The organism is Micromonospora sp. Llam0, from assembly GCF_003751085.1.
Taxonomy (GTDB): Bacteria; Actinomycetota; Actinomycetes; order Mycobacteriales; family Micromonosporaceae; genus Micromonospora_E.
Map to the genome: position 1 here is coordinate 4403525 of NZ_RJJY01000001.1, position 19949 is coordinate 4423473.

Annotated in this window: 22 protein-coding genes; 10 read left to right on the forward strand and 12 right to left on the reverse strand. The window is 71.4% G+C overall.

Annotated features, from left to right (window positions below):
- Nucleotides 1-12: 12 nt before the first annotated feature.
- From EDC02_RS19255 to EDC02_RS19265, 3 genes are all read right to left on the reverse strand, one after another.
- Nucleotides 13-1212 (reverse strand): DUF1015 family protein, encoded by a 1200-nt coding sequence (locus EDC02_RS19255; RefSeq protein WP_123604944.1) that lies wholly within the window; start codon nt 1210-1212, stop codon nt 13-15.
- A gap of 179 nt (nt 1213-1391) precedes the next feature.
- Nucleotides 1392-1628, reverse strand: coding sequence for a hypothetical protein (locus EDC02_RS19260; protein WP_123603169.1), 237 nt, complete (start codon nt 1626-1628; stop codon nt 1392-1394).
- A gap of 150 nt (nt 1629-1778) precedes the next feature.
- Nucleotides 1779-2405: a DsbA family protein gene (locus EDC02_RS19265; protein ID WP_123603170.1), complete on the reverse strand. Its 627-nt coding sequence runs from the start codon at nt 2403-2405 to the stop codon at nt 1779-1781.
- Between the two features lie 220 nt (nt 2406-2625).
- Between EDC02_RS19265 and pepN the strand changes: the two genes are divergently transcribed.
- The gene (pepN, locus tag EDC02_RS19270; RefSeq protein ID WP_123603171.1) at nt 2626-5178 is read left to right on the forward strand and encodes an aminopeptidase N; all 2553 of its coding nucleotides are present in this window, start codon (nt 2626-2628) and stop codon (nt 5176-5178) included.
- A gap of 103 nt (nt 5179-5281) precedes the next feature.
- On the opposite strand, the gene EDC02_RS19275 is transcribed toward pepN, so the two are convergent.
- Together EDC02_RS19275 and EDC02_RS40305 are read right to left on the reverse strand one after the other, a co-directional pair.
- A complete protein-coding gene (locus EDC02_RS19275) occupies nt 5282-5914 on the reverse strand; it encodes an N-acetyltransferase (RefSeq protein WP_148083519.1) in 633 nt (210 codons plus the stop codon).
- Nucleotides 5899-6039: a hypothetical protein gene (locus EDC02_RS40305; RefSeq protein ID WP_158632231.1), complete on the reverse strand. Its 141-nt coding sequence runs from the start codon at nt 6037-6039 to the stop codon at nt 5899-5901. Before EDC02_RS40305 ends, EDC02_RS19275 begins: the two co-directional genes overlap by 16 nt.
- Before the next feature lie 553 nt (nt 6040-6592).
- Here EDC02_RS40305 and EDC02_RS42805 point away from each other — a divergent pair.
- From EDC02_RS42805 to EDC02_RS19300, 4 genes are all read left to right on the forward strand, one after another.
- Nucleotides 6593-7078 carry a helix-turn-helix transcriptional regulator gene (locus EDC02_RS42805; protein ID WP_123603174.1) on the forward strand — a complete coding sequence of 162 codons (486 nt, stop codon included), beginning with the start codon at nt 6593-6595 and terminating at the stop codon, nt 7076-7078.
- A gap of 286 nt (nt 7079-7364) precedes the next feature.
- Complete coding sequence (locus tag EDC02_RS19290; protein ID WP_233606011.1) at nt 7365-7838, forward strand: hypothetical protein; 474 nt, start codon at nt 7365-7367, stop codon at nt 7836-7838.
- A gap of 1 nt (nt 7839) precedes the next feature.
- The gene (locus tag EDC02_RS19295) at nt 7840-8313 is read left to right on the forward strand and encodes a hypothetical protein (RefSeq protein WP_199757691.1); all 474 of its coding nucleotides are present in this window, start codon (nt 7840-7842) and stop codon (nt 8311-8313) included.
- Nucleotides 8314-8614: 301 nt separating this feature from the next.
- A complete protein-coding gene (locus EDC02_RS19300) occupies nt 8615-9649 on the forward strand; it encodes an NAD(P)-dependent alcohol dehydrogenase (protein ID WP_123603175.1) in 1035 nt (344 codons plus the stop codon).
- A gap of 71 nt (nt 9650-9720) precedes the next feature.
- Here the strand turns inward: EDC02_RS19300 and EDC02_RS19305 are convergent, their stop codons facing one another.
- Genes EDC02_RS19305 through EDC02_RS19315 form a run of 3 tightly spaced genes read right to left on the reverse strand, consistent with a single transcriptional unit; the run spans nt 9721 to nt 11958 of the window.
- Nucleotides 9721-10140 carry a DUF5130 family protein gene (locus EDC02_RS19305; protein WP_123603176.1) on the reverse strand — a complete coding sequence of 140 codons (420 nt, stop codon included), beginning with the start codon at nt 10138-10140 and terminating at the stop codon, nt 9721-9723.
- Complete coding sequence (locus EDC02_RS19310; protein WP_233606012.1) at nt 10127-10417, reverse strand: hypothetical protein; 291 nt, start codon at nt 10415-10417, stop codon at nt 10127-10129. The genes EDC02_RS19305 and EDC02_RS19310 overlap by 14 nt, the downstream gene beginning before the upstream one ends.
- Nucleotides 10418-10449: 32 nt before the next feature.
- A complete protein-coding gene (locus EDC02_RS19315) occupies nt 10450-11958 on the reverse strand; it encodes an amidase (RefSeq protein WP_123603178.1) in 1509 nt (502 codons plus the stop codon).
- Nucleotides 11959-12163: 205 nt separating this feature from the next.
- On the opposite strand from EDC02_RS19315, the gene EDC02_RS19320 reads away from it, so the two are divergent.
- On the forward strand, nt 12164-12691 hold the full coding sequence (locus EDC02_RS19320; protein ID WP_233606019.1) for a hypothetical protein: 528 nt from the start codon (nt 12164-12166) through the stop codon (nt 12689-12691).
- A gap of 120 nt (nt 12692-12811) precedes the next feature.
- Nucleotides 12812-13783: a class F sortase gene (locus tag EDC02_RS19325; protein WP_233606021.1), complete on the forward strand. Its 972-nt coding sequence runs from the start codon at nt 12812-12814 to the stop codon at nt 13781-13783.
- A gap of 56 nt (nt 13784-13839) precedes the next feature.
- On the opposite strand, the gene EDC02_RS19330 is transcribed toward EDC02_RS19325, so the two are convergent.
- Nucleotides 13840-14379, reverse strand: coding sequence for an HNH endonuclease (locus tag EDC02_RS19330; RefSeq protein WP_123604948.1), 540 nt, complete (start codon nt 14377-14379; stop codon nt 13840-13842).
- Nucleotides 14380-14646: 267 nt separating this feature from the next.
- Here EDC02_RS19330 and EDC02_RS19335 point away from each other — a divergent pair, with 267 nt between their 5' ends.
- The 3 genes from EDC02_RS19335 to EDC02_RS19345 all read left to right on the forward strand — a co-directional run bounded on the left by EDC02_RS19335 (nt 14647) and on the right by EDC02_RS19345 (nt 17974).
- On the forward strand, nt 14647-15747 hold the full coding sequence (locus EDC02_RS19335; RefSeq protein WP_123604949.1) for a mechanosensitive ion channel family protein: 1101 nt from the start codon (nt 14647-14649) through the stop codon (nt 15745-15747).
- A 266-nt stretch (nt 15748-16013) separates the two neighbouring features.
- Nucleotides 16014-17432 (forward strand): MFS transporter, encoded by a 1419-nt coding sequence (locus tag EDC02_RS19340; protein ID WP_123603180.1) that lies wholly within the window; start codon nt 16014-16016, stop codon nt 17430-17432.
- Nucleotides 17433-17500: 68 nt separating this feature from the next.
- Complete coding sequence (locus EDC02_RS19345) at nt 17501-17974, forward strand: globin (protein ID WP_370461469.1); 474 nt, start codon at nt 17501-17503, stop codon at nt 17972-17974.
- A 7-nt stretch (nt 17975-17981) separates the two neighbouring features.
- On the opposite strand, the gene EDC02_RS19350 is transcribed toward EDC02_RS19345, so the two are convergent.
- The 3 genes from EDC02_RS19350 to EDC02_RS19360 all read right to left on the reverse strand — a co-directional run bounded on the left by EDC02_RS19350 (nt 17982) and on the right by EDC02_RS19360 (nt 19945).
- A complete protein-coding gene (locus tag EDC02_RS19350) occupies nt 17982-18623 on the reverse strand; it encodes a YbjN domain-containing protein (protein WP_123603181.1) in 642 nt (213 codons plus the stop codon).
- Between the two features lie 129 nt (nt 18624-18752).
- Nucleotides 18753-19526, reverse strand: a complete 774-nt coding sequence (locus EDC02_RS19355; protein ID WP_123603182.1) for a hypothetical protein — start codon at nt 19524-19526, stop codon at nt 18753-18755.
- Nucleotides 19523-19945: a thioesterase family protein gene (locus tag EDC02_RS19360; RefSeq protein ID WP_123604951.1), complete on the reverse strand. Its 423-nt coding sequence runs from the start codon at nt 19943-19945 to the stop codon at nt 19523-19525. The genes EDC02_RS19355 and EDC02_RS19360 overlap by 4 nt, the downstream gene beginning before the upstream one ends.
- Between the last annotated feature and the right edge of the window lie 4 nt (nt 19946-19949).

The following is a 19949-nucleotide window of genomic DNA, read 5'->3' on the forward strand; positions in this document are numbered from 1 at the left end:
CCGCGTAACGGCTCAGCCGATCTCGGCCAGCACCAGGCCGCCGCGCGCCTTCGGGGTGAACCAGGTGCTCTTGCGGGGCAGCTTCTGCCGGGCCAGGTTCACCGCGACGAAATCGTCGACGGTGACCGGGGCGATCAGCACGGCCAGCTCGGCCCGACCGGCGTCGACCTCGCCGGTGAGCCAGCTGGCCGGATAGTCGCCGCCGACGTAGGTGATCCGTTTGTCGCCCGGGTCGAGGCCGAGCACACCGCGCAGCAGCACCCGCTCCACCAGGGCATGGTCGAGGTTGTCCACCCGGTCACCGCCGGCGGCCGGCAGGGTGACCTGGTAGCCGCGTCCGGCCAGGTAGAGCCGTACCTCGCCGCCGGAAGCCGGAACCGTCGGCGCACCGTCGAGCGCGGTCACCGTCGCGCCGGCGTCCCGCAGCCCGGCCAGCGTCTCGTCCGGGCTCAAGGTCAGCTCGCTGACCAGCCGGTTGTACGGCTGGATGGCCACCGACGCGGGGGTGGTGACCACGGCCAAGAACCGGGACAGGCCGCCGGTCTGCGCGGCCAGACTGCGGTGGTTGCCGTCCGCGACGACCAGCTCACCGCCACCGGCCAACGCGCAGAGCCGCTGCTGCAGTTCTCCCGGACCGACCGGCCAGATCGCGTGGGTACGGCCGGCCTGGTCCAGATCGGTCGCGGCCGGCGCGCCGGCGGCATCGACCGCCGCGGCGAGCGCGGCATGCAGTTCGTCGCCGCGTCCGGTCTGCAGCAGCAGCACCGGGGAGAGCAGATGCCCGACCGCCTCGGCCAACGCGACCCGCTCCCGGACCTTGGCGATGAACACGTCCTCGTTGCGGATCACCAGGCCCGGTTCGTCGGCGCTGGTGGAGATCTGGTCGGTGTCGACCATCACGAACAGGCCGTACGCAGCCGCGTCGCTGGCCGGCTCGGTGATCCGGTAGAGCACGGCGACCTGCTCGGCCGGCGTGTAGCTGCCGTCGGCCCGGGCCTCGCCGAGCCGTCGGGCGGCCGCCGGCAGGCAGTCGAGAAACGACCGGCCGAGGCTGTCCGGCGCCCGGTGCGGCATCTCCACCGCCAGCGCGCTACGGGGATTCGCCTCGATGATCGTGGTGATCTCGGCGTCGTCGGCGAACTCGTCGTAGTTCTGCGCACCGGTCTCACCGGTGGTGATCCAGGCGCGGGAAATCGGGTGAACGACCGTCATGGCGCGGACGCTACCGGCGGGGTCCGCTGTGACGACCGATACATCGGCCGTGTCCACCGGATGGACGCCGGACCAGCGCGACGGACGCCGGCCCGGTCGCCGGACCAGCACGACGGACAGCGGCCCGGTCGCCCGGGCCGCTGTCGACGGCGGTGGCCGCAGTGACCGGCCGGACCGGATCAGCCGACCGGGGTCGGGCGCCGGTGCCGGCCGCCGCCGGACCGGGCCGCCGGGACCGCGCCGACCGTCGACGCCGGCAGCCCCGACGGTACGGCGACGGGCACCCGCTCCACCTCGTGGACCGACGGTTCCCGCCGGTGCCGACTGCCGTCACTCGGCGCGCCCCAGACCTGGGCGGCGATCGCCTCGCGCAGCACGGGCAGATCCCAGTAGTCGGAGTCGATGTCGACCAGCATGTTGACCTCCGATGCGTCGGTGTGACCCGGTCTCCTACCGGGCCGGCGGGGTGAACATCCTGGGCAACGACGTGGCCTGGGACGCGTCACGTGCGCCGCGCAGCGACACGCCGGGCGACATGGAACTCGTCCCCGACACCGACGAATTGGTCAGTCGAACGTGGGATCCACCTCGCGGGACCGCTTCAGCTCGTAGAATCCCGGCGTCCCGGCGACCAGCAGCACACCGTCCCAGAGCCGGCCTGCGGCCTCCCCGCGCGGCACCGGGGTGATCACCGGGCCGAAGAACGCGACCGGGCCGGCCCCCTCCGGGCCCGGGGCGTGGATCACCGGCGTACCGACGTCCATCCCGACCGGGGCCATCCCGGCGGCGTGGCTGGCTCGCAGCGGACCGTCCCAGGCCGGATCGTCGGCGGCGGCGGCCAGCGCCGGGTCCAGCCCGACCTCGGTCAACGCGGCGGTGTAGAGCTCCGGTCCGGTCGGCTGCTTCTCCAGGTGGATCCGGTTGCCCAACGCGGTGTAGAGCGCCCGTACCGCGGCGTCGTCGTGGTCCTGCTGGACCGCGACGGCGACCCGGACCGCCCCCCAGGCCCCGTCGAGCAGTTTCCGGTAGTTCTCCGGCAGGTCGCGGCCCTCGTTGAGGACGGCCAGGCTCATCACCCGAAACCGGACGTCGACCGGCCTGACCTGTTCGACCTCCAACAACCAACGCGAAGTGATCCAGGCCCACGGGCACAACGGATCGAAGTACATGTCCACGGTCTGACGGTCGGACATCAGACTCCCCTTCTTTTTGTCCGGCGGCTGTCCGCCGCCATTGTCCGGGTCACCTCGCCAGACGGCGCCCCAACCCACCAAGTCCAGGATCTGGGCCGGCCTCGCCAGGCCCCCACGACGTGAAAGACTTGGCCGAACGGGGTCATTCCCAGCTGTCCCCGACGCCGCCGACGTCGACGTCGGCGGCTGAACGATTGGACGGAGGCACACGGTGGCTGGAGTGCGCAATCTGACCCAGGTCGAGGCGGCCGAACGCGCCCGCCTGCTCGACGTGACCGGGTATGACATCCACCTCGACCTGTCCGGCGCCGGCAGCGCAACGGACAGCCGGGTGTTCCGTTCGACGACAACGGTCGCCTTCCGCTGCACCGAGCCCGGAGCAGGCACGTTCATCGAGGTGGCGGCGGACCAGCTGCACTCGGCGACGCTGAACGGCCAGCGACTCGACCCGTCCGGCTGGTCGGCCGAGTCCGGGCTGGCCCTGCCGGAGCTGGCCGCGGAGAACACCCTGGTCGTCGAAGCCGACTTCATCTACTCGGCCAGCGGGCAGGGGCTGCACCGCAGCGTCGACCCGGTCGACGGCGAGACCTACCTGTACAGCCAGTTCGAGACCGCGGACGCGCAGCGGGTGTTCGCCTGCTTCGACCAGCCCGACCTGAAGAGCGTCTACACCTGGCACGCTGTCGTGCCGGCCCACTGGCGGGTCATCTCGAACATGCCGGTGGCCGCCGAGGAGCCGGCCGGGCCGGAGACCAAGACCGTCCACTTCGCCGAGTCGGCGCGGATGAGCACCTATATCACGGCGCTGTGCGCCGGCCCGTACCACGAGGTACGACGCAGCCACGACGGCGTCGACCTGGGCTACTTCTGCCGGGCCAGCATGGCCGAGCACCTCGACGTCGACGACCTGCACCTGATCACCGCGCAGGGTTTCGACTTCTTCCAGGCCCAGTTCGGGGTCCGCTATCCGCTGCCCAAGTACGACCAGATCTGGGTGCCGGACTTCAACGCCGGCGCGATGGAGAACTTCGGCGCGGTCACCCACGCCGAGGCGCACTACATCTTCCGTTCCCAGGTGACCGATTTCGAGTACGAGCAGCGGGCCAACACCGTGCTGCACGAGCTGGCCCACATGTGGTTCGGCAACCTGGTGACCATGCGCTGGTGGAACGACCTGTGGTTGAACGAGTCGTTCGCCGAATGGGCCAGCCACTGGTGCAACTCGGAGGCGACCCGGTTCACCGACGCCTGGACCACCTTCCTCTCGGTCCGCAAGAACTGGGGCTACCGGCAGGACCAGCTCTCCTCCACCCACCCGGTCTACTGCGAGATGCCGGACCTGGAGGCGGTCGAGGTCAACTTCGACGGCATCACGTACGCCAAGGGCGCCAGCGTGCTCAAGCAGCTCGTCGCGTACGTCGGGTTGGAGCCCTTCCTCGCCGGTCTGCGCACCTACTTCCAGCGGCACGCCTGGGGCAACGCCACCTTCGACGACCTGCTCAGCGAGCTGGAATCAGCCTCCGGCCGGGAGCTGCGCAAGTTCGCCGCCCAGTGGTTGGAGACCGCCCAGGTCAACACGCTGCGGCCGGAGCTGTCGGTCGGCCCGGACGGCACCTACCAGCAGGTCACGGTGCTTCAGGAGGCACCGGCCGGGCACCCGACACTGCGTACCCACCGGATCGGGGTCGGCCTCTACGACCTGACCGACGGCCGGCTGGTCCGCCGGCACCGGGTCGAGGTCGACATCAGCGGCGAACGCACCGAGCTGACCGGGTTGGCCGGGCTGCCCGCCGCCGACGTGCTGCTGCTCAACGACGACGACCTGAGCTACACCAAGCTGCGGCTCGACCCGGCGTCGATGGCCAACGTGGTGCAGCACGTCAGCGCGTTCGAGTCGTCGCTGGCCCGGGCGCTGTGCTGGGCGGCAGCCTGGGACATGGTGCGCGACGGGGAGCTCGCCGCCCGCGACTACGTCGCCCTGGTGCTCACCGGGCTGCCCAACGAGACCGACATCAACCTGGTGACCGCGACCCTGCGACAGGCCACCAGCACCCTGACGTTCTACGCCGAGCCGGGCTGGGCGGCGCAGGGCTGGGCCGACCTGGCCCGTACGGCACGGACCGCGCTGCAGGCGGCGGAGCCGGGCAGCGGTTTCCAGCTGGCCTGGGCGCGCAGCTACGCCACGGCGGCCCGCTCCGACGACGACCTGGCGGTGCTGCGTGGCTGGCTCGACGGGGCGGACGTGGTGCCAGGGTTGACCATCGACACCGAGCTGCGCTGGACGGTGCTGCAGTCGCTGGCCGCCAACGGTGCCGCCACCGGGGAGCAGATCGACGTGGAGCTGGCCCGGGACCGGACCGCCAGCGGTGAGCGGGAGGCGGCGCTGGCCCGCGCGCTGCTGCCGGATCCGGCCAACAAGGCCGCCATCTGGGCGAAGCTGACCGGGCCGGACAGCCTGCCGAACTGGCAGCACCGGGCGTTGCTGCAGGGTTTCCAGCACTCGACGCAGGTGGAACTGACCGAGCCGTACCGGACGGCGTACTTCGATGTGGTGGGCCGGATCTGGGCCACCCGGGACAGCGAGCCGGCGCAGGAGTTCGTCATGCTGGCCTACCCGGCGTACCTGGTCTCCGAGGAGACCGTCGCGGCGACGGACGAGTGGCTGGCCGGCGAGGGGCACCCGGCTCCGCTGCGCCGGCTGGTCGCCGAGGGCCGCGACGGGGTGGTCCGGGCGTTGACCGCACGGGCCACCGACACGGCCGCCGCCCGCTGACCGGCTCCGGCGCCAGCCGCCATCGAGGTGAGGCTGAGATACCTTACGACGCAGATTTGAGGTATCTCAGCCTCACCTCGATGCAGGACTTCGGGTCACCTGGTCAGCCGACGCGCAGTGCGGCGGCCATGGGTGGTTGGTCGGGTGCTGCGCCGCCCCGGCGCATCGCCCACAGCGGCGGTCCGCCGGCCGGCAGGTGCGCCACCCGGACGATCCGGTAGCCGTTGCGCAGGTGGAACGCCTGGGACCGTGGGCGGCTCGCCTCGACCACCGCCGGCATGCCGATCCGGTCCAACCGGGTGTGGTGCGCGGCCAGCAGCGCCGACCCGATCCCCTGCCGTCTCAGCCAGGGTGCCGCCGCCAGGAACGGCAGGTGGTGGTGTCGGCCGGTCGCTTCCACGCGGCCGGCGGTGAATGTGTAGTGCGCGTACGGGCCGTGCCGGTCACCGCAGGCCCGCAACCTGCGCCGCTGATGCTCCGCACCGAGCAGCCGGTCGAACGGATGCGGGTACCAGATCGCCACCCCGTCGCAGTGCCCGACGATGTCGACGATCCCGTGCCGGACGGCGAACTCCAGCTCGGCGGTGAAGAACTGGTGCATCGTCAGGTACCGCAGGGCGTGATCATTGATCAGCCAGGACACCACCGGATCCAGCACACACGACTGCGCCAACAACTCGGCCAGGGGTTCGACGTCGGCGGCCGTGGCGGCCCGTACGGTCAGCACGGCCGCCACGTCCACACCAGGAACCGGTCGAACAACTCCCCCGCCATCGCGTCGGGCAGGTCGAACGCCGCCTCGGTCATCCGCTCGACCACTTGACAACCGCACCCGCCCAGCTCCCGCAACCATTCCTTCACCGCGACCACCGCCCCCGGTTGACCCGAGGCGCGTCCACCGCAGCCCGACCGACAGCCCCGGACCGACCAGCACCGGCCGAACCGGGCACGCCGGCCGGTCCAGTCGGGCTGAACCGCATCGAATGCCGAGGCGCACACTCCGGACACCGCAACGTCGCCCCACACACCGGACACCACCGCTGCTTCAACCGGAACGTGAAGAAGCCGACGCACAACCCACCCAGCGCCGCCAACACGACTCCCACCAAGGTCAACACTCCTGGTCCTCCCATCCACGCCGATGTAGACGTGCTCCGCCCGGCGTGCTCTTGAGCGTTTGGGTAATCCCTGTCACGGAATCGCGACGACCCGTAGCTTTGCGATCACGGATAGTCAGCGCCACTCGCGCCGGCATAGGGGCCAAGATCTATACCTCCAGGCATACGCCTGGGACGACGAGACGGCATAGTAGAGAGGTCCAGTTCGCTCCCCGGGCTGGACGGATGCCCAGCAGGTACGGAGGGCCGTAGATGCAAGAACCTGGTTCAACGCCAAGCTGCGCAGGCATAAGCAGATGATCAAACTGCCGCCCGAGGTCCTGGATCGCACAGATGTTCGCCAAGCGTTGAGAGCCGGCGACTGGGCGACCGTCCTGCAGGTCGTCACGGCAGAAGCTCGGGTGTCGCAGACGGAGATTGCGCAAGCTGTCGGCATATCGCAGCCCCATGTCTCTCGGCTGCTCAGCGGACGGAGCCGAGATCCAGGGCTTCGCACCGTACGAGCGCTCTGCGATGGTTTGGGGATACCTCGATCCCTGGCCGGCTTGCTAGATGAACAGGAGGATGACACGAACCGCCGCCAATTCGTCGCCGCAGCGGCAGCGGCCACAGGTGTTACGCTGATCGGCACTGCCGCAGGAGATGTTCCCCTCGAATCACGCGACGACGAACAACTACTGACTATCCCCTCGACCACCTACCGCAGGTTGGAGCAGCGACTGCCTGCACGCAGCCTCCTTCCACCTGTGAGCGCGCACCCGCCAACTCGCATCGCGGAATGAACGCTCACCTGCACATACCCGTCAGCTTTACTCGGCGCTCAGCGAAACCGCAGGGCTGACCGCCTGGTTGTACGTCGATGTCGACGATCAAGCCAGTGCCCGCCGCCACTACAAGCTGGCGGTCCATGCGGCGGAGCGGTCAGGACACCCGCTGCTACTTGCGTACATGCGGGCCAGTCTGGGCCAGTTTGCGGCGAACTGCGGAGACGCACACGAAGCGATCCGGCTTGTCGCCGCAGCTAGGCATGCCCTGCCTCGTTCGGCCCCCGCTATCTCCACAATTTGGATGGACGCGATCGAGTCGCTCGCACTCGCTGAAGCCGGCGACAAGAAGGCTCTCTTCCTATTAGGTCAGGCCGACGATAGACTAGCGAAGGCCCGGAACGATGAACCCATCTGGCCTTGGATCTTCCGCTTCGACCACCAGAAAATTGCATCGTTCCGAGCGCAGGTTGCAAGCAAACTGGATCAACCACGCGCCGCCAGCCAGGCACTTTGCACGGCAGCCAACGGCCCAGCCCAGAGCCCGAAAGCCAAAGCCCTGTCCGACGTCCTTCGAGCAGAAATCCTGGCGAAGTCCGGACACCTCGAGAGGGCATGCAGCATCGCCTGCCAGGCTTTCGGCGCAGGCAAGAACTACGAGTCGGAAAAGGTCCTTCAATCAGTCGCGCGATTCCGTAAGACTCTCGGCGGACGGGCAGGGAAACTGACGCTCAATCTCGACGAACGACTTTACGGCAGATACCAGGAGGATCGCTAAGTTGCGAATCGCCATAACCGGGCATCGCGGGCTCAACGACGAAGTCACAGCCAAGGTAGCTAAAGCCATCGATGACATGTTATCCCTGGTTCAGGGGGAAATCGTCGGCGTCACCTGCCTCGCCGACGGGGCAGATCAACTCTTCGCTGAGGCGGTGCTCCGGTGCGGCGGCCGGCTGGAAGTCGTCGTACCCGCCCAGGAGTACCGCGACGGCCTACCCGACACCGCTCACGCCACGTACGACAAGTTGATCAACCAGGCCAAGGCCGTCCACCGCTGCGACTACCGAACCTCCAACTCGGATGCCCACATGACGGCAAGCAGGTTGATGATCGACAAGTCGGACCGGCTATTCGCCGTTTGGGACGGCATGCCCGCCCGAGGCTACGGCGGCACCGCCGACGTCGTCGCCTACGCCGAAAACAACGGCGTCCCAGTGACAGTCATCTGGCCTCCCGGCGCCCGCCGTGACTGACCTATCCCGCCGGCCAGGCGTGGGCCGGGCTGCATGCAGCGGCGGCGACCACCAGAAGCGAGGAAGCGTAGACGCAGTGTCACCCTCACTGGGTCGGGGGTACCGGTTGAGCTTGATGCCACAGGTGCATCAAGATGCACCTGTGGCATCACGTCCTCAGAGGCACCCTCGGGTCCCCGGGAGCCAGCCCGAGCATGTCGCTGATTGCCGGCCGTGCCTCCGCATGTCGCGGCTCAGCCGCAGCGGGTGATCCGGGGCGGTTCGGCGGACGCGGTGCCGGGGCCTGGTTGATGCTGGGGGCATGCGTGCCATCCAACTCACCGCGCCCGGTACCCTCGAACTCGTCGACGTGCCGACACCGAAGCCCGGCCCGGGCGAAGTCCTGCTGGCCATGGCGGCGGTCGGCGCCTGCCACTCGGACCTGCACATCCTCGACGCGCCCGCCGGGGTGTTCCCGACTCCGATGACCATCGGCCACGAGATCGCCGGCCGGGTCGCCCAGCTCGGTCCGGGGGTGACCGGATGGGCCGAAGGTGACACCGCAGCGGTGTACGGGATCATGGGCTGCGGGCGCTGCCGGGCCTGCCTGCGCGGGCTGGAGAACCAGTGCCGCACCGTACCGGTCGGCGGGGTCGGCATCAGCCGCGACGGAGGTCTCGCCGACCACGTGGTGGTGCCGGCGGACCGGCTACTGCCGCTCGGCGGGCTGGACCCGGTGCAGGCGGCACCGCTGACCGACGCCGGGCTCACCCCGTACCATGCGATCTCCCTCAGCCGGGACGCGCTGCGGCCCGGCACCTACGCGGTGGTGATCGGCATCGGCGGCCTCGGCCACATGGCGGTGCAGATCCTGGCGGTGACCACCGCCGTCACGATCATCGCGGTGGACACCAGCGACGCCGCGCTGCGGCTGGCCAAACGGATGGGTGCGCATCACACCGTGCAGGCCGGGCCGGCGGCGGTCGACCAGATCCGGCAGCTCACCGGCCCGCCCCCGGACGGCGCCGACGTGGTGCTCGACTTCGTCTGCGTGGACGCCACCCTGGACACCGCCCGGCAGGTGGTCTCCACCGGCGGTCACCTGACGATGGTCGGCCTGGGCGGCGGTACGCTGCGGATGACGGCGACCGTCGAAGGCCCGCCGCCGGTGCCGGTGGAGACCAGCGCGGTCATCCCGTTCTGGGGCACCCGCGCCGAGCTGACCGAGGTGATCGCGCTCGGCCGCCAGGGCCTGCTCCGCGCCGAGGTGCAGACCTTCCCGCTGACCGAGGCGGTGCAGGCGTACCAGCAGTTGCGGGACGGGAAGATCCACGGCCGTGCCGTGCTGGTCCCCTGACCGGGCGACGGTAGCCGGCCAGCCGGGCGACAGCCGAAAGGCCGGGCCGTAGCCGTAAGGGGCCGGATCCGTCAGGCGCGGCCGGCCCGGGACGCCAGCTGGTCGATCCCGCTGACCAGGCCGCCGGCCAGGTCACCGCCGCCGAAAGACGCCACCATGGACAGCGCCGCGAGCTTCGCGTCCCGGTCCGGGATCCGCTTTCGGGCCTCGGCGCCGGTGACGACCTCCAGCACCCGCTGGTTCGGCGACACGGCGATGAGCACCGCGTCGTCCGGGTCGGTGAGCTGCCGGTGCAGCGTCACCGCGTACTCCCGGGTCGGCTCCTCCAGCTCGCCGACGTAGATGCTGAACGCCAGGCCGGTGGCCGAGTCGGCCAGCCGCAACGCCTCGTCGAGCCGGAGCAACTGTCGGGTGCCGAACGGTCCCGGCAGGGTCGCGCTCGTCCGAGTCGACTCGCTGGACTGCTCGTGGACCTGCTCACCAACGGTCACTTGCGCCTCCCGTCGCGCCTGGACGCGGCTGCCCGCCGCCGGGGGTGGCCGCCTCGATCGCCGCCGGTTCGGTGCCGGCCGGCAGCGCCGCCGCCGGGGTCCCGGTGGACCGATCGCCGGACGAGACGTACCAGACCGGGCTGAAGTCGAACTGCCGGCCAGGCCGGTAGCGGCGGTCCGCGCCGCCACGCCCGCCGATCATCGCCAGACCGGCCACCACGAGCACGATGACCGCCGGAATCACGACGAAGAAGAGCACCGTGTCGGTAACAGACAATCTCAACGCCCCCCGGCATCGGTTCAAGGGACTCAGCGGACGTCTGGAGTGGTGGACCTGGCCACACCGCCAGCCCGTTCCGGCTCAGACGCCTTCACGGTAGCGGAGGGCCCGGCCCGCCAGATCTCCGGGTGCCGACCTGGCCAGCCGGTCCGCTCCTCCAGCTGAGCGGCCGTGGCCAGCACGGTGGCGTCCGCGCCACTGCGGCCGGTCAGCAGGATTCCCACCGGCTGCCCGGCCGTACTCTGCGCCACCGGGACGGACACCGACGGTTGCCCAGTGACGTTGAACACCGCACAGTACGGCGAGAAGCGCCGCTGCCGATCGAAGTCCTCGGCCGGGTCACCCGTTTCGGTGAACCAGCCGACCGGTGCCTGCGGGGCGCTCAGCGTCGGGCACAGCAGCAGGTCCAGCCCGGCCACCGCGTGCATCGCCCGGCGTACCTGGACCTGCAGCTCGGCCAGGGTGGCGACCAGCGTCGCGGCGCTGATCGCGTTGCCCCGGCGGCGCAGCAGCCGGGTCAACGGCAGCAGCCGCGCCTCCCGTTCCGGTGGCACCGGGGCCAGCGCGAGCACGTACCAGACGGTCTCGAACAGCGGCCACAGGTCCGGGCCGAGCGGCGCCGGGACGTCGACGACCTCGTGGCCGGCGTCGGCGAGCAGCGCGGCCGCCGTGTCCACCGCCGCCAGGCAGTCCGGATGCACCGGCTCGTCGGCGAGCATCGGGGTGGTGAACCGGCCGATCCGCAGTCGGCCGGGGTCCGCGCGACGGGCCGCCGCCAGGTGGCCGCCGGGCGGCGGTGGCGGAGCCAGGTACGGCTCACCGGGCACCGGCACCGCCATCGCGTCGAGCATCGCGGCGGCGTCGGCGACGGTCCGGGCGATCGGCCCGTGGCTGGGCAGGCCGAACCCGCCGGCACCGAGCGGGCCGCCGGAGACGACCCCCCGGGTCGGCTTGTAGCCGACCAGGCCGCAGAGGGCCGCCGGGATCCGGCACGAACCGCCGCCGTCCGAGCCCTGCGCGAACGGCACCAGCCCGGCGGCCACCGCCGCCGCCGCTCCCCCACTGGAGCCGCCGGCGGTGCAGGCCAGGTCCCACGGGTTACGCGCCGGCGGCGCCACCTCCCCCTCGGTGTAGAGCGAACAGCCCAGTTCGGCGGCGGTGGTCTTGCCGAGGCTGACGGTGCCGGCGGCGCGGAGCAGACGGACCACGTCCGCGTCGACGCTCGGCACGTAGTCGGCGAACGCCGCCGAGCCGAAGGTGGTCCGGACCCCGGCGGTGAGGGTGAGGTCCTTGATCGCCACCGGTACGCCGTACAGCGGGCCGGGGTGTCGCCGGGTCCGGGTGCCCGGCGGGACCCGGTCGAGGGCACCGGCCTGTTCCCGGGCGTGGTCGGCGGTGACCGTGACGAACGCCCCGACGGTGTCCGAGTGGGCGTGGATCCGGGCCAGGTAGTGCTCGACGATCTCGATGCCGCTCAGCTCGCCCCGGCGGATCGCGGCGGCCTGCTCCAACGCGGTCAGATCATGGATCTGCGACATTGGCCGATCCTGGCAGGTCATCCGCCGGCCGTAGCGGCCAGGTACGGGTGACCTGACCGGGCGCTGGTTCACCCGGGAGTGGGAGGCATAGCCGGCGCCGGGACGGGAAGTCGGGCCAGCGGGCTCCGGCCGTCGGCACGGCACACCGGTCGGCGCCGACGCAGCCGGCATCGCCGGCCGGCCGGAGCGTAGTCGGGGGGAGATCATGCCAGGAGTGAGCCATCCGGTCCGTACGCTGGCCGGGCTCGCCGCCGCCGTGCTGATCGGCACGGTGGCGGCCGGGGTCGACGCGTCGCCGGCGTACGCGGGCAGCACCTACGTGGAGGCCGATCCGAGCACCGTGCACGCCGGTGGCCGGGTGACCATCCGGGCCAGCTGCGGGGACGACAACACCAGCCAGGCGACGGTCGAGTCGGACGCGTTCGGGCGGGTGATCGTGATGCCGGACCAGGACGTGCTGACCGGCCAGGTGACGGTGCCCGGCAGCAAGCGTCCCGGGCGCTACCCGGTCGACCTGCAGTGTCAGAACGGGAACACGGCGACGACCACCCTGACCGTGACCGGCACGGCGCACCCGACCAGAGGTCCGGACGCCGGAGGCGGCGGCACCGCGTCGGCCAGCACCGGCTCCGGCGGCTCGGCCCTGCTGGTCGGCGGTATCGCCGCGATCGGGCTGGGTGCCGGGATCGGGCTGTTCGCGATGCGCCGGCGGCGCGCCGACTCCGGCGCGTAACCAGCGGGCGGCCAGATGGTCCGTCCTACCCCGGCGGGTGGCCGCCCAGGTGGCTGGTTACTCCCGTTTATGACCCAGGTCACTGCGGCGGGTACCACGGCGCACACGGTGGCTCCCCGGGTGTCGACCTACGGTCAGCCGAGGCCGACAGCGCCGGATCGGCCAGCTGACGGGGCGGCGAATCAGCCAGCTGACGGGGCGGCGGATCGGCTGGGTGCGTACCCGGGGGCGTACCCGGCGATCCCCGGCACCGCTCGCGGGGTGGCTCGTGCCCCGTTGCGCGGGGTGGCCGCGGTGCCGGGCGCCGCCGGCCGCCGCAGCGGCAACGGATCCGCCGCCAACCGTCGTGCACCGCACGGGCCACCCCGGCAACGGCGGGGCTGGCCCGGATTCGGGTCGCTGCGCCCGGGTCGACGCCGGGTGCCCTCGGCTGCCGACCGGCGGGCCGCGCTGGGCGGCTACCGGGGACGACCGGACGTACCGTCGCGGTGGAGTCCGGTCGCGCTCGTGCTGATCGTGGCGGGCGTCTTCGTCGCCGGGTTCGGCTTCGAACGGGTGACCGGCACCCCGCTCGGGCAGTGGCTGCCCGGAGCGCACCGCGCAACACCCGAGACGCACCCGCCGCTGGGTGCCAGCGACCCGGTCAGCCTCGCCATCCCGGCACTGAACCTGCAGGCCGCCGTGCACGATGTCGGGTTGGCCGAGGACGGCACGATCGCGGTGCCCGAGCTGAACCGGCACAACGAGGCCGGCTGGTACGTGGCCAGCCCGACGCCGGGTGAGAACGGCCCGGCGGTCATCGTCGGCCATGTCGACACCAGTACCGGGCCGTCGGTGTTCCACCGGGCCGCCACGCTGCACCCGGGCGCGCAGATCCAGGTCCGCCGGATGGACCGGTCGGTGGCGCTGTTCGAGGTCACCTCGGTCGAGCAGTTCGACAAGTCGTCCCTGCCGGTGGACCGGGTGTACGACGACTTCAGTCACCCCGGGCTGCGTCTGATCACCTGCGGTGGTCAGTGGGTCGGCGGTTCCACCGGGTACGCGGACAACGTCGTCGTCTTCGCGTCGCTGGTCGGCGCGCAGAACGGCTGACCATGGCGAGCCGGGTCAGGCGGCGGACCGGCCTGCTCAGCCAGCGGCCGGCTGGGTCAGGCGGCGGCTTCGGACTCGGACGACAGGTCGAGCCAGTCGGCCCAGCGCGGATCCGGCGCACGGTGCCCGAGCACCCGCCAGGCGGTGCCCTTCGGGGCGGCCGGCGGGGACGGCAGCCGCCAGCCCAGCTCGGCCGGGGTCCGGTCGCCCTTGCTGTGGTTGCAGCGGGCGCAGGCGGCGACGACGTTCTCCCAGATGTGCCGGCCACCACGGCTACGAGGAAAGACGTGGTCGATGGTCTCCGCCGGGCCCCGGCAGTACGCGCACCGCCAGCCGTCGCGGGCGAAGATCGCCCGGCGGGAGAGGCCGACGTGGGTCCGGTAGGGCACCCGTACGTAGCGGGTGAGCCGCACCACCGACGGCACCGGCAGGCAGTGCCGGGCACTGTGCAGCATGCCCTCGCCGTCGGCGACACAGACCGCCTTGGCGGACAGGACCAGGATCGCGGCCCGGCGTACGGATACGACACACAGCGGCTCATACGTCGCGTTGAGCACCAACGAACCGGAGCCCACCGTGGGTCGTATGTCAGGCATCCCGCTCACCCTCTCGGTTGTGTTCCCACCCGCTCCTAGTGCCGACTGCGACTCGACGCGGACCGACGGTCGGACCGCGACCGGCGCTGGCGAATCGCCAGCGCCCGTGCGCCAATAGTCCCCGATAGATGACCCAAATGCACGTACTATTCGGGCCTGACCCCTCGGGCGTTCGGCCGATGGCTGGTCGCTGACCTGTTCCGCCTGGTCAGGCCGACAGTGTGGGTCGGCCGCCGACCGGGCAGGGCGGTACGGTACGAATTGACGGTGACCGCACGATCGCCCGCCCGCGCTGACCCCGAGCCTGCCGACCCGGCGACCGGGGCAGCGGCGACCGACCCGCCGTACCAGTGGGCTCAACCGGAGCCGCAGCCCTCGGCGAGCCCGGTGTGCCCCGACGACGACCCGGTCTGCAGCCAGGTGCTCGACTGGACCGGGCTGCCCTGGCTGGCGGAGGGGAGCTTCTGGCTACTGGTCAAACCCCTGCGGATCGTGCTGATCATCGTGGTGGCGGTGGTACTGCGGTACCTGCTGCACCGGGCCATCCGCCGGCTGGTGACCAGTACCTCGACGGTCGCCGGGCCGACCATCCTGCGGCCGCTGCGGGAACGGACACCGCCGGCCGGGACGGTGGTGATGCCGGAACGGCGGCGGCAACGCGCCGAGGCGATCGGCTCGGTGCTGCGCAGCACGGTGAGCGCGACCGTGTTCGGGATCGCCGTACTGCTGGTGCTGGGCGAGCTGAGCTTCAACCTGGCACCGCTGCTGGCCAGCGCCGGCATCGCCGGCATCGCGCTGGGCTTCGGGGCACAGACCCTGGTGAAGGACCTGCTCGCCGGGCTGTTCATGCTGCTTGAGGATCAGTACGGCGTGGGCGACATCGTCGACCTGGGCGAGGCGACCGGCGTGGTCGAGGCGGTGGGCCTGCGGATCACCACGGTCCGGGACGCCCGGGGCGTGCTCTGGTACATCCGCAACGGGGAGATCATCCGGGTCGGCAACAAGAGCCAGGGCTGGGCCATGGTGGTGGTCGACATGCCGGTCGGCTTCGCCGACACCGAGCAGGCCACCGCGGTGCTGCGTACCGCCGCCCTGGGGGTGGCCGCCGACGAGGAGATGGCCGGTCACTTCGTGGAGCCGCCGGACGTGCTCGGCGTCGAGCAGGTCACGGTCGACGGCGCGGTGATCCGTACGGTCGCCAAGACCACCGCCGAGGGGCAGTTCGTGGTGGGCCGCGAGTTGCGCCGTCAACTGGCCGCGGCACTGCACACCTCCGGGATCTCGGCACAGATCGTGGCCGGGCGGATGTTCGTCACCCGTGGGTCGGGAGGTGGGCAGGAGGAGCCCGGCCCGGGCGGAACGACTTGACCGGTCACCGGGACGACGTGCCCGAGTACCGGGACGACGTGCCCGCCTCGGCCGACTAGCAGGGACTATGCACCGTATGGCGAACTGGTTGTCATCCGAATGTTTAGTCGGAGTGACGACAAACTAGCCGTTCACACTAGCCAGATGTCACCCGATCGGGCATGATCCGGGACGAGTGTCATCGGAGTGTCACCACCACTTCGCTCAGCCGTACGTCCGGGACGTTCCCCGGTAGTACCCGCCACGAGCGGGTGCCGCCGAGAACGATGGAGGCGCCGTCCGTGTCCGACGAGGCACAAACCGCCGGGAGTCCGGCGACCTTCCGCGAGGTGTTCGCGGCGGATGAATTCCGCTTTCTTTTCGTCTCGGTGGCGCTGTCCTGGATCGGCGACTACATCGCGAAGGCAGCGGTCACCGTCCTGGTCTACCGCGAGACGGAGTCGGTGGCCCTGTCGGCGGCCGCCTTCGCGGTCAGCTTCCTGCCCTGGTTGATCGGTGGTCCGCTGCTCACCACGGTCGCCGAGCGGCACCCGTACCACCGGGTGATGATCACCACCGATCTGATCCGGATGGCCCTGATCGCCGTGGTCGCCACCCCCGGCCTACCGGTCTGGGCGATGATCAGCCTGCTGTTCTGCACCACCCTGGCGAATCCGCCGAACCAGGCCGCCCGGTCCGCGCTGATGCCGACCGTGTTGACCGGTGACCGGCTGATCGTGGGCCTGTCGCTGATCGCCAGCACCGGCCAGCTCGCCCAGGTCGGCGGCTACGTCGCCGGCGCGGCGATCGCCTCCGTCAACCCACGGGCGGCGTTGCTGTTGAACGCCACCACCTTCGCCGTCTCGGCCCTGGTGATCCGGCTCGGGGTCCGGGCCCGGCCGGCGGCCACCGCCCCGGACCGCCGCCAGCACCTGCTCCGCGAGACCGCCGAGGGCTTCCAGCTGGTGTGGCGGACTGACGTGCTGCGGGCCATCGCGATCCTGGTCTGGACGGTTCCGCTGTTCGCCATCGTGCCGGAGGGGTTGGCCGCCGCTTGGGCGGCCGAGCCGGGGGTGTCCGACTCCGAGCGGGGTCTCGCCCAGGCGATGATCATGGCGGCGAGTCCGACCGGCTACATCGTCGGCGGCCTGCTGATCGGCCGACTGGTCCGTCCGGGCCGCCGGCGCAGACTGATCCGACCGTTCGCGGTGATCGCCCCACTGGCGCTGGTCCCCACCCTCCTCGACCCCTCGCCGCCGGTGGTGGCGGTGCTCGCCGGGGTCTGCGGCTTCGCGGTCGCCGGCCTGCTGCCGGTGACCAACGGGCTGTTCGTCCAGGCGTTGCCGCACGGTTACCGGGCCCGCGCGTTCGGCGTGATCGCTACCGGCATCCAGGTCGGCCAGGGGGCCGCGGTGCTGGTCACCGGCCTGCTCGCCGACCGGTTCGACATCCCGACCGTGGTCGGGTTGTGGAGCCTGACCGGTGCGGTGGTGATCTCCCTGGCGCTGCTGCGCTGGCCGGCCGAGGAGCGCTTCGACGAGGCGATCGCCGCCGTGGCAGCCACCCCCGGTGCCGGCGGCGGCACACCGGGCACACCCGGCACTTCCGCCGCCGGCTCCGCAGCCGGCGGTGCGGCGGCCAGCAACGGCAACCCCGTACCGCAGGCCCGTGACGCGCAGCAGGCCGACGAGGTCGGCAGCGCCTGAGCCGGGCGCCGGCGCACACCCTTGCCCGCACCGGGGACCGCCGGTCGCGCAGCGGCTGGCAGGATGGAGTGGTGACAGCGTCAGATCCTGCCAACGGCTCGGCCGGCGCGACGCCCGCGACCGGCGGCCCCGCCCCGACCTTCTTCGCCGCCATCGGCGGCGAGCCCGCCTTCCGCCGGCTCGTCGACGAGTTCTATGCCGGCGTCGCCACCGATCCGCTGCTCCGCCCGATGTACCCGGAGCAGGATCTGGGGCCGGCTGCGGAGCGGCTGACCCTGTTCCTGATGCAGTACTGGGGCGGCCCCGGCACGTACTCCGAGCAGCGTGGGCACCCCCGGCTGCGGATGCGGCACGCACCGTTCCGGATCGGTCCGGCGGAGCGGGACGCCTGGTTGACCCACATGCGCCGGGCGGTCGACCGGCTGGACCTGCACCCGGAGCTCGCCGGGACGCTCTGGGACTACCTGGAGCGTGCCGCCTACTTCATGGTGAACGAGATGGACCCGACCGACCCGCCCCGGCGCGACCTGGCCAGCGGCTGACCGGCCGTCAGAGCAGGGCGCCCTCGTCGTGCAGCCAGTCGACGAAACTGGTCGCCACGGCCGCTCCACAGTCCAGCAGCTCGACCAGCAGCGCGTCGTTGGCTCCGGCGGCGAGTGGGACCTGCAGCTCGGCGTAGATGGGCAACTGGCCCCGGTCGGTGGGGTCGCCGACGTAGGCCTTGCAGAACCGTCTGGTGTGGTTCCACTCGTTGACCACCCGGTAGGCACGGTCGGCCCAGTCGGGCGGCACGGTGGAGTGCGGTCGGGCGCGGACCACCAGGATTTCGTCCTCCGGCCCTTCGAGGGTGAACAGGACGGCGTGCCGCTCCCACATCGCCAGCAGGCTGCCGTCGCCGTCCGCGAGATACCGGATGTCCAACATGTCCAGTGCGGTGCCGATCCGGCGGAGGGTCACCGGCACCACCTGCGGCGATAGTTCCTTGCCCGCTGCCGCAGCCGGCGACGGCATCGGGCAGGACGGCCCTACCGGCCTGGTCGGCCCGAGTTCAGCCGACGACGACCGGGGCGGCTGCTCCGGCGTTCGTGGCGCGGGCGGTCCAAGCCGGACACCGCTGTCCACTCCGGTCCTGCTTCGGGTATCCGGCTCACCGCCATCTGCGTGACCGGAGCGCCACGACCACCATGGCATTATCCGCACCTCACTCCCCAGCGGATCCGGGTGCCTACGTTGCGTCGGATCCGAGGCCCGACGGTACCCGGATAGCCGTTCCTAGGCACCCCCCCAACGGACCCCCCGAACCAGAGGGATGAGGGAGCATCATCCTTTCGGCTGAGTGATCGTCGGCCTCAGTGCAAGATTGTTAACTCTTTGTATCCAGGCCACCCCGAACGGCGCATCAAGTGCTACCCAATTGCCTACTGTCCGGACCCGTACCACCGACTGCGGCGGATCCACGGGGCGGCCCGGCAGGTCGGTCCGGTCCCGACAGTCCACCGGCTCCGGCCGACCGACCGGCCCCTCGGTCGTGCCGAGGAAACCCATCCGGGCCACCGCCTGCACCAGCCCTTGGCGGATCTCGATCCGCTCGCCGGTCGGACCATCGACGGTCACCACCACGGCCACGTGATCGAGCAGGGCGTCCCGTACCGCCCGCTGGCCCACCGCCCGTCCACCGACGCCCTGCGTCTCGGCGGCCCGCAGGGTGCCGGCCGCCGCCACCGCGACCCGGCGCAGATCGGCCGCCGGCACCACCTCGACGACCCGCGCCGGGCCGGGCGGCAACGGCCACCGCCACGCGCTGTCCCGGCGCGGCGGCAGCCCGGTGGAGACCGCCGTCAGCCGGGCCAGCAGCTCCGCGGCGGACACCGTAGCGTCCCCCGGGCCGGACCCCGAGACGGTCCGCTGCACCAGGACCGCCCACGGCAGGCGGGCCCAGAGTTCGGTGTGGTCCCGACCGACCGACCGCAGCCGGACCGACGCGCCGGGGTCCAGCCGGACCAGCCGGGCCAGGAACGCGCCGGCGTCGGTCAGCCCGGTCAGCCGGTGACCGGCCGACGCCGGGTCGGCCCGGGGCGTACGGCCGGCCATCATGCCTCGGCGGCGTCGGCCGGTCGGACGTACGGCAGCAGGAAGGCCCGCTCCGTCTCGGTCAGCCGACGCGGCCGTCCCTGCTCCAGGTCGAACGGCACCAGCACCGAACGGGCCCGGCTGACCAGCAGATCGCCGTCGAACATCTCGTACGCGACCGTGAACCGCGACGGACGGACCTGCTCGATCCAGAGTTCGATCCGGACGGTCGGTGCCTGGTCGGCGGTCGACCGGCCCATCCGGTAGTCGACCGGGCGCAGGTAGTCGACCTCGTGCCGGTGGATCAGCACCCCGTCGGCGAACGAACCGACGCCCCAGGCCCGCCCGCCGGAGAACATCAGCGCGACCCGGGCCTCCTCGTACAGCGTCAGGAACCGGGCGTTGTTGACGTGCCCGTACGCGTCGAGATCGGACCAGCGCAGCGCG

Bases quoted from the DNA above. Each gene is read 5' to 3' on its own strand.
- EDC02_RS19300 (WP_123603175.1), top strand. From the start codon at position 8,615: ATGCGTGCCATCCAACTCACCGCGCCCGGTACCCTCGAACTCGTCGAC.
- EDC02_RS19315 (WP_123603178.1), bottom strand. From the start codon at position 11,958: ATGTCGCAGATCCATGATCTGACCGCGTTGGAGCAGGCCGCCGCGATC.
- EDC02_RS19260 (WP_123603169.1), bottom strand. From the start codon at position 1,628: ATGCTGGTCGACATCGACTCCGACTACTGGGATCTGCCCGTGCTGCGC.
- EDC02_RS19340 (WP_123603180.1), top strand. From the start codon at position 16,014: ATGGAGGCGCCGTCCGTGTCCGACGAGGCACAAACCGCCGGGAGTCCG.
- EDC02_RS19330 (WP_123604948.1), bottom strand. From the start codon at position 14,379: ATGCCTGACATACGACCCACGGTGGGCTCCGGTTCGTTGGTGCTCAAC.
- EDC02_RS19355 (WP_123603182.1), bottom strand. From the start codon at position 19,526: ATGATGGCCGGCCGTACGCCCCGGGCCGACCCGGCGTCGGCCGGTCAC.
- EDC02_RS19350 (WP_123603181.1), bottom strand. From the start codon at position 18,623: ATGCCATGGTGGTCGTGGCGCTCCGGTCACGCAGATGGCGGTGAGCCG.
- EDC02_RS19255 (WP_123604944.1), bottom strand. From the start codon at position 1,212: ATGACGGTCGTTCACCCGATTTCCCGCGCCTGGATCACCACCGGTGAG.
- EDC02_RS19265 (WP_123603170.1), bottom strand. From the start codon at position 2,405: ATGTCCGACCGTCAGACCGTGGACATGTACTTCGATCCGTTGTGCCCG.
- EDC02_RS19290 (WP_233606011.1), top strand. From the start codon at position 7,365: ATGGACGCGATCGAGTCGCTCGCACTCGCTGAAGCCGGCGACAAGAAG.
- EDC02_RS19320 (WP_233606019.1), top strand. From the start codon at position 12,164: ATGCCAGGAGTGAGCCATCCGGTCCGTACGCTGGCCGGGCTCGCCGCC.
- EDC02_RS42805 (WP_123603174.1), top strand. From the start codon at position 6,593: ATGATCAAACTGCCGCCCGAGGTCCTGGATCGCACAGATGTTCGCCAA.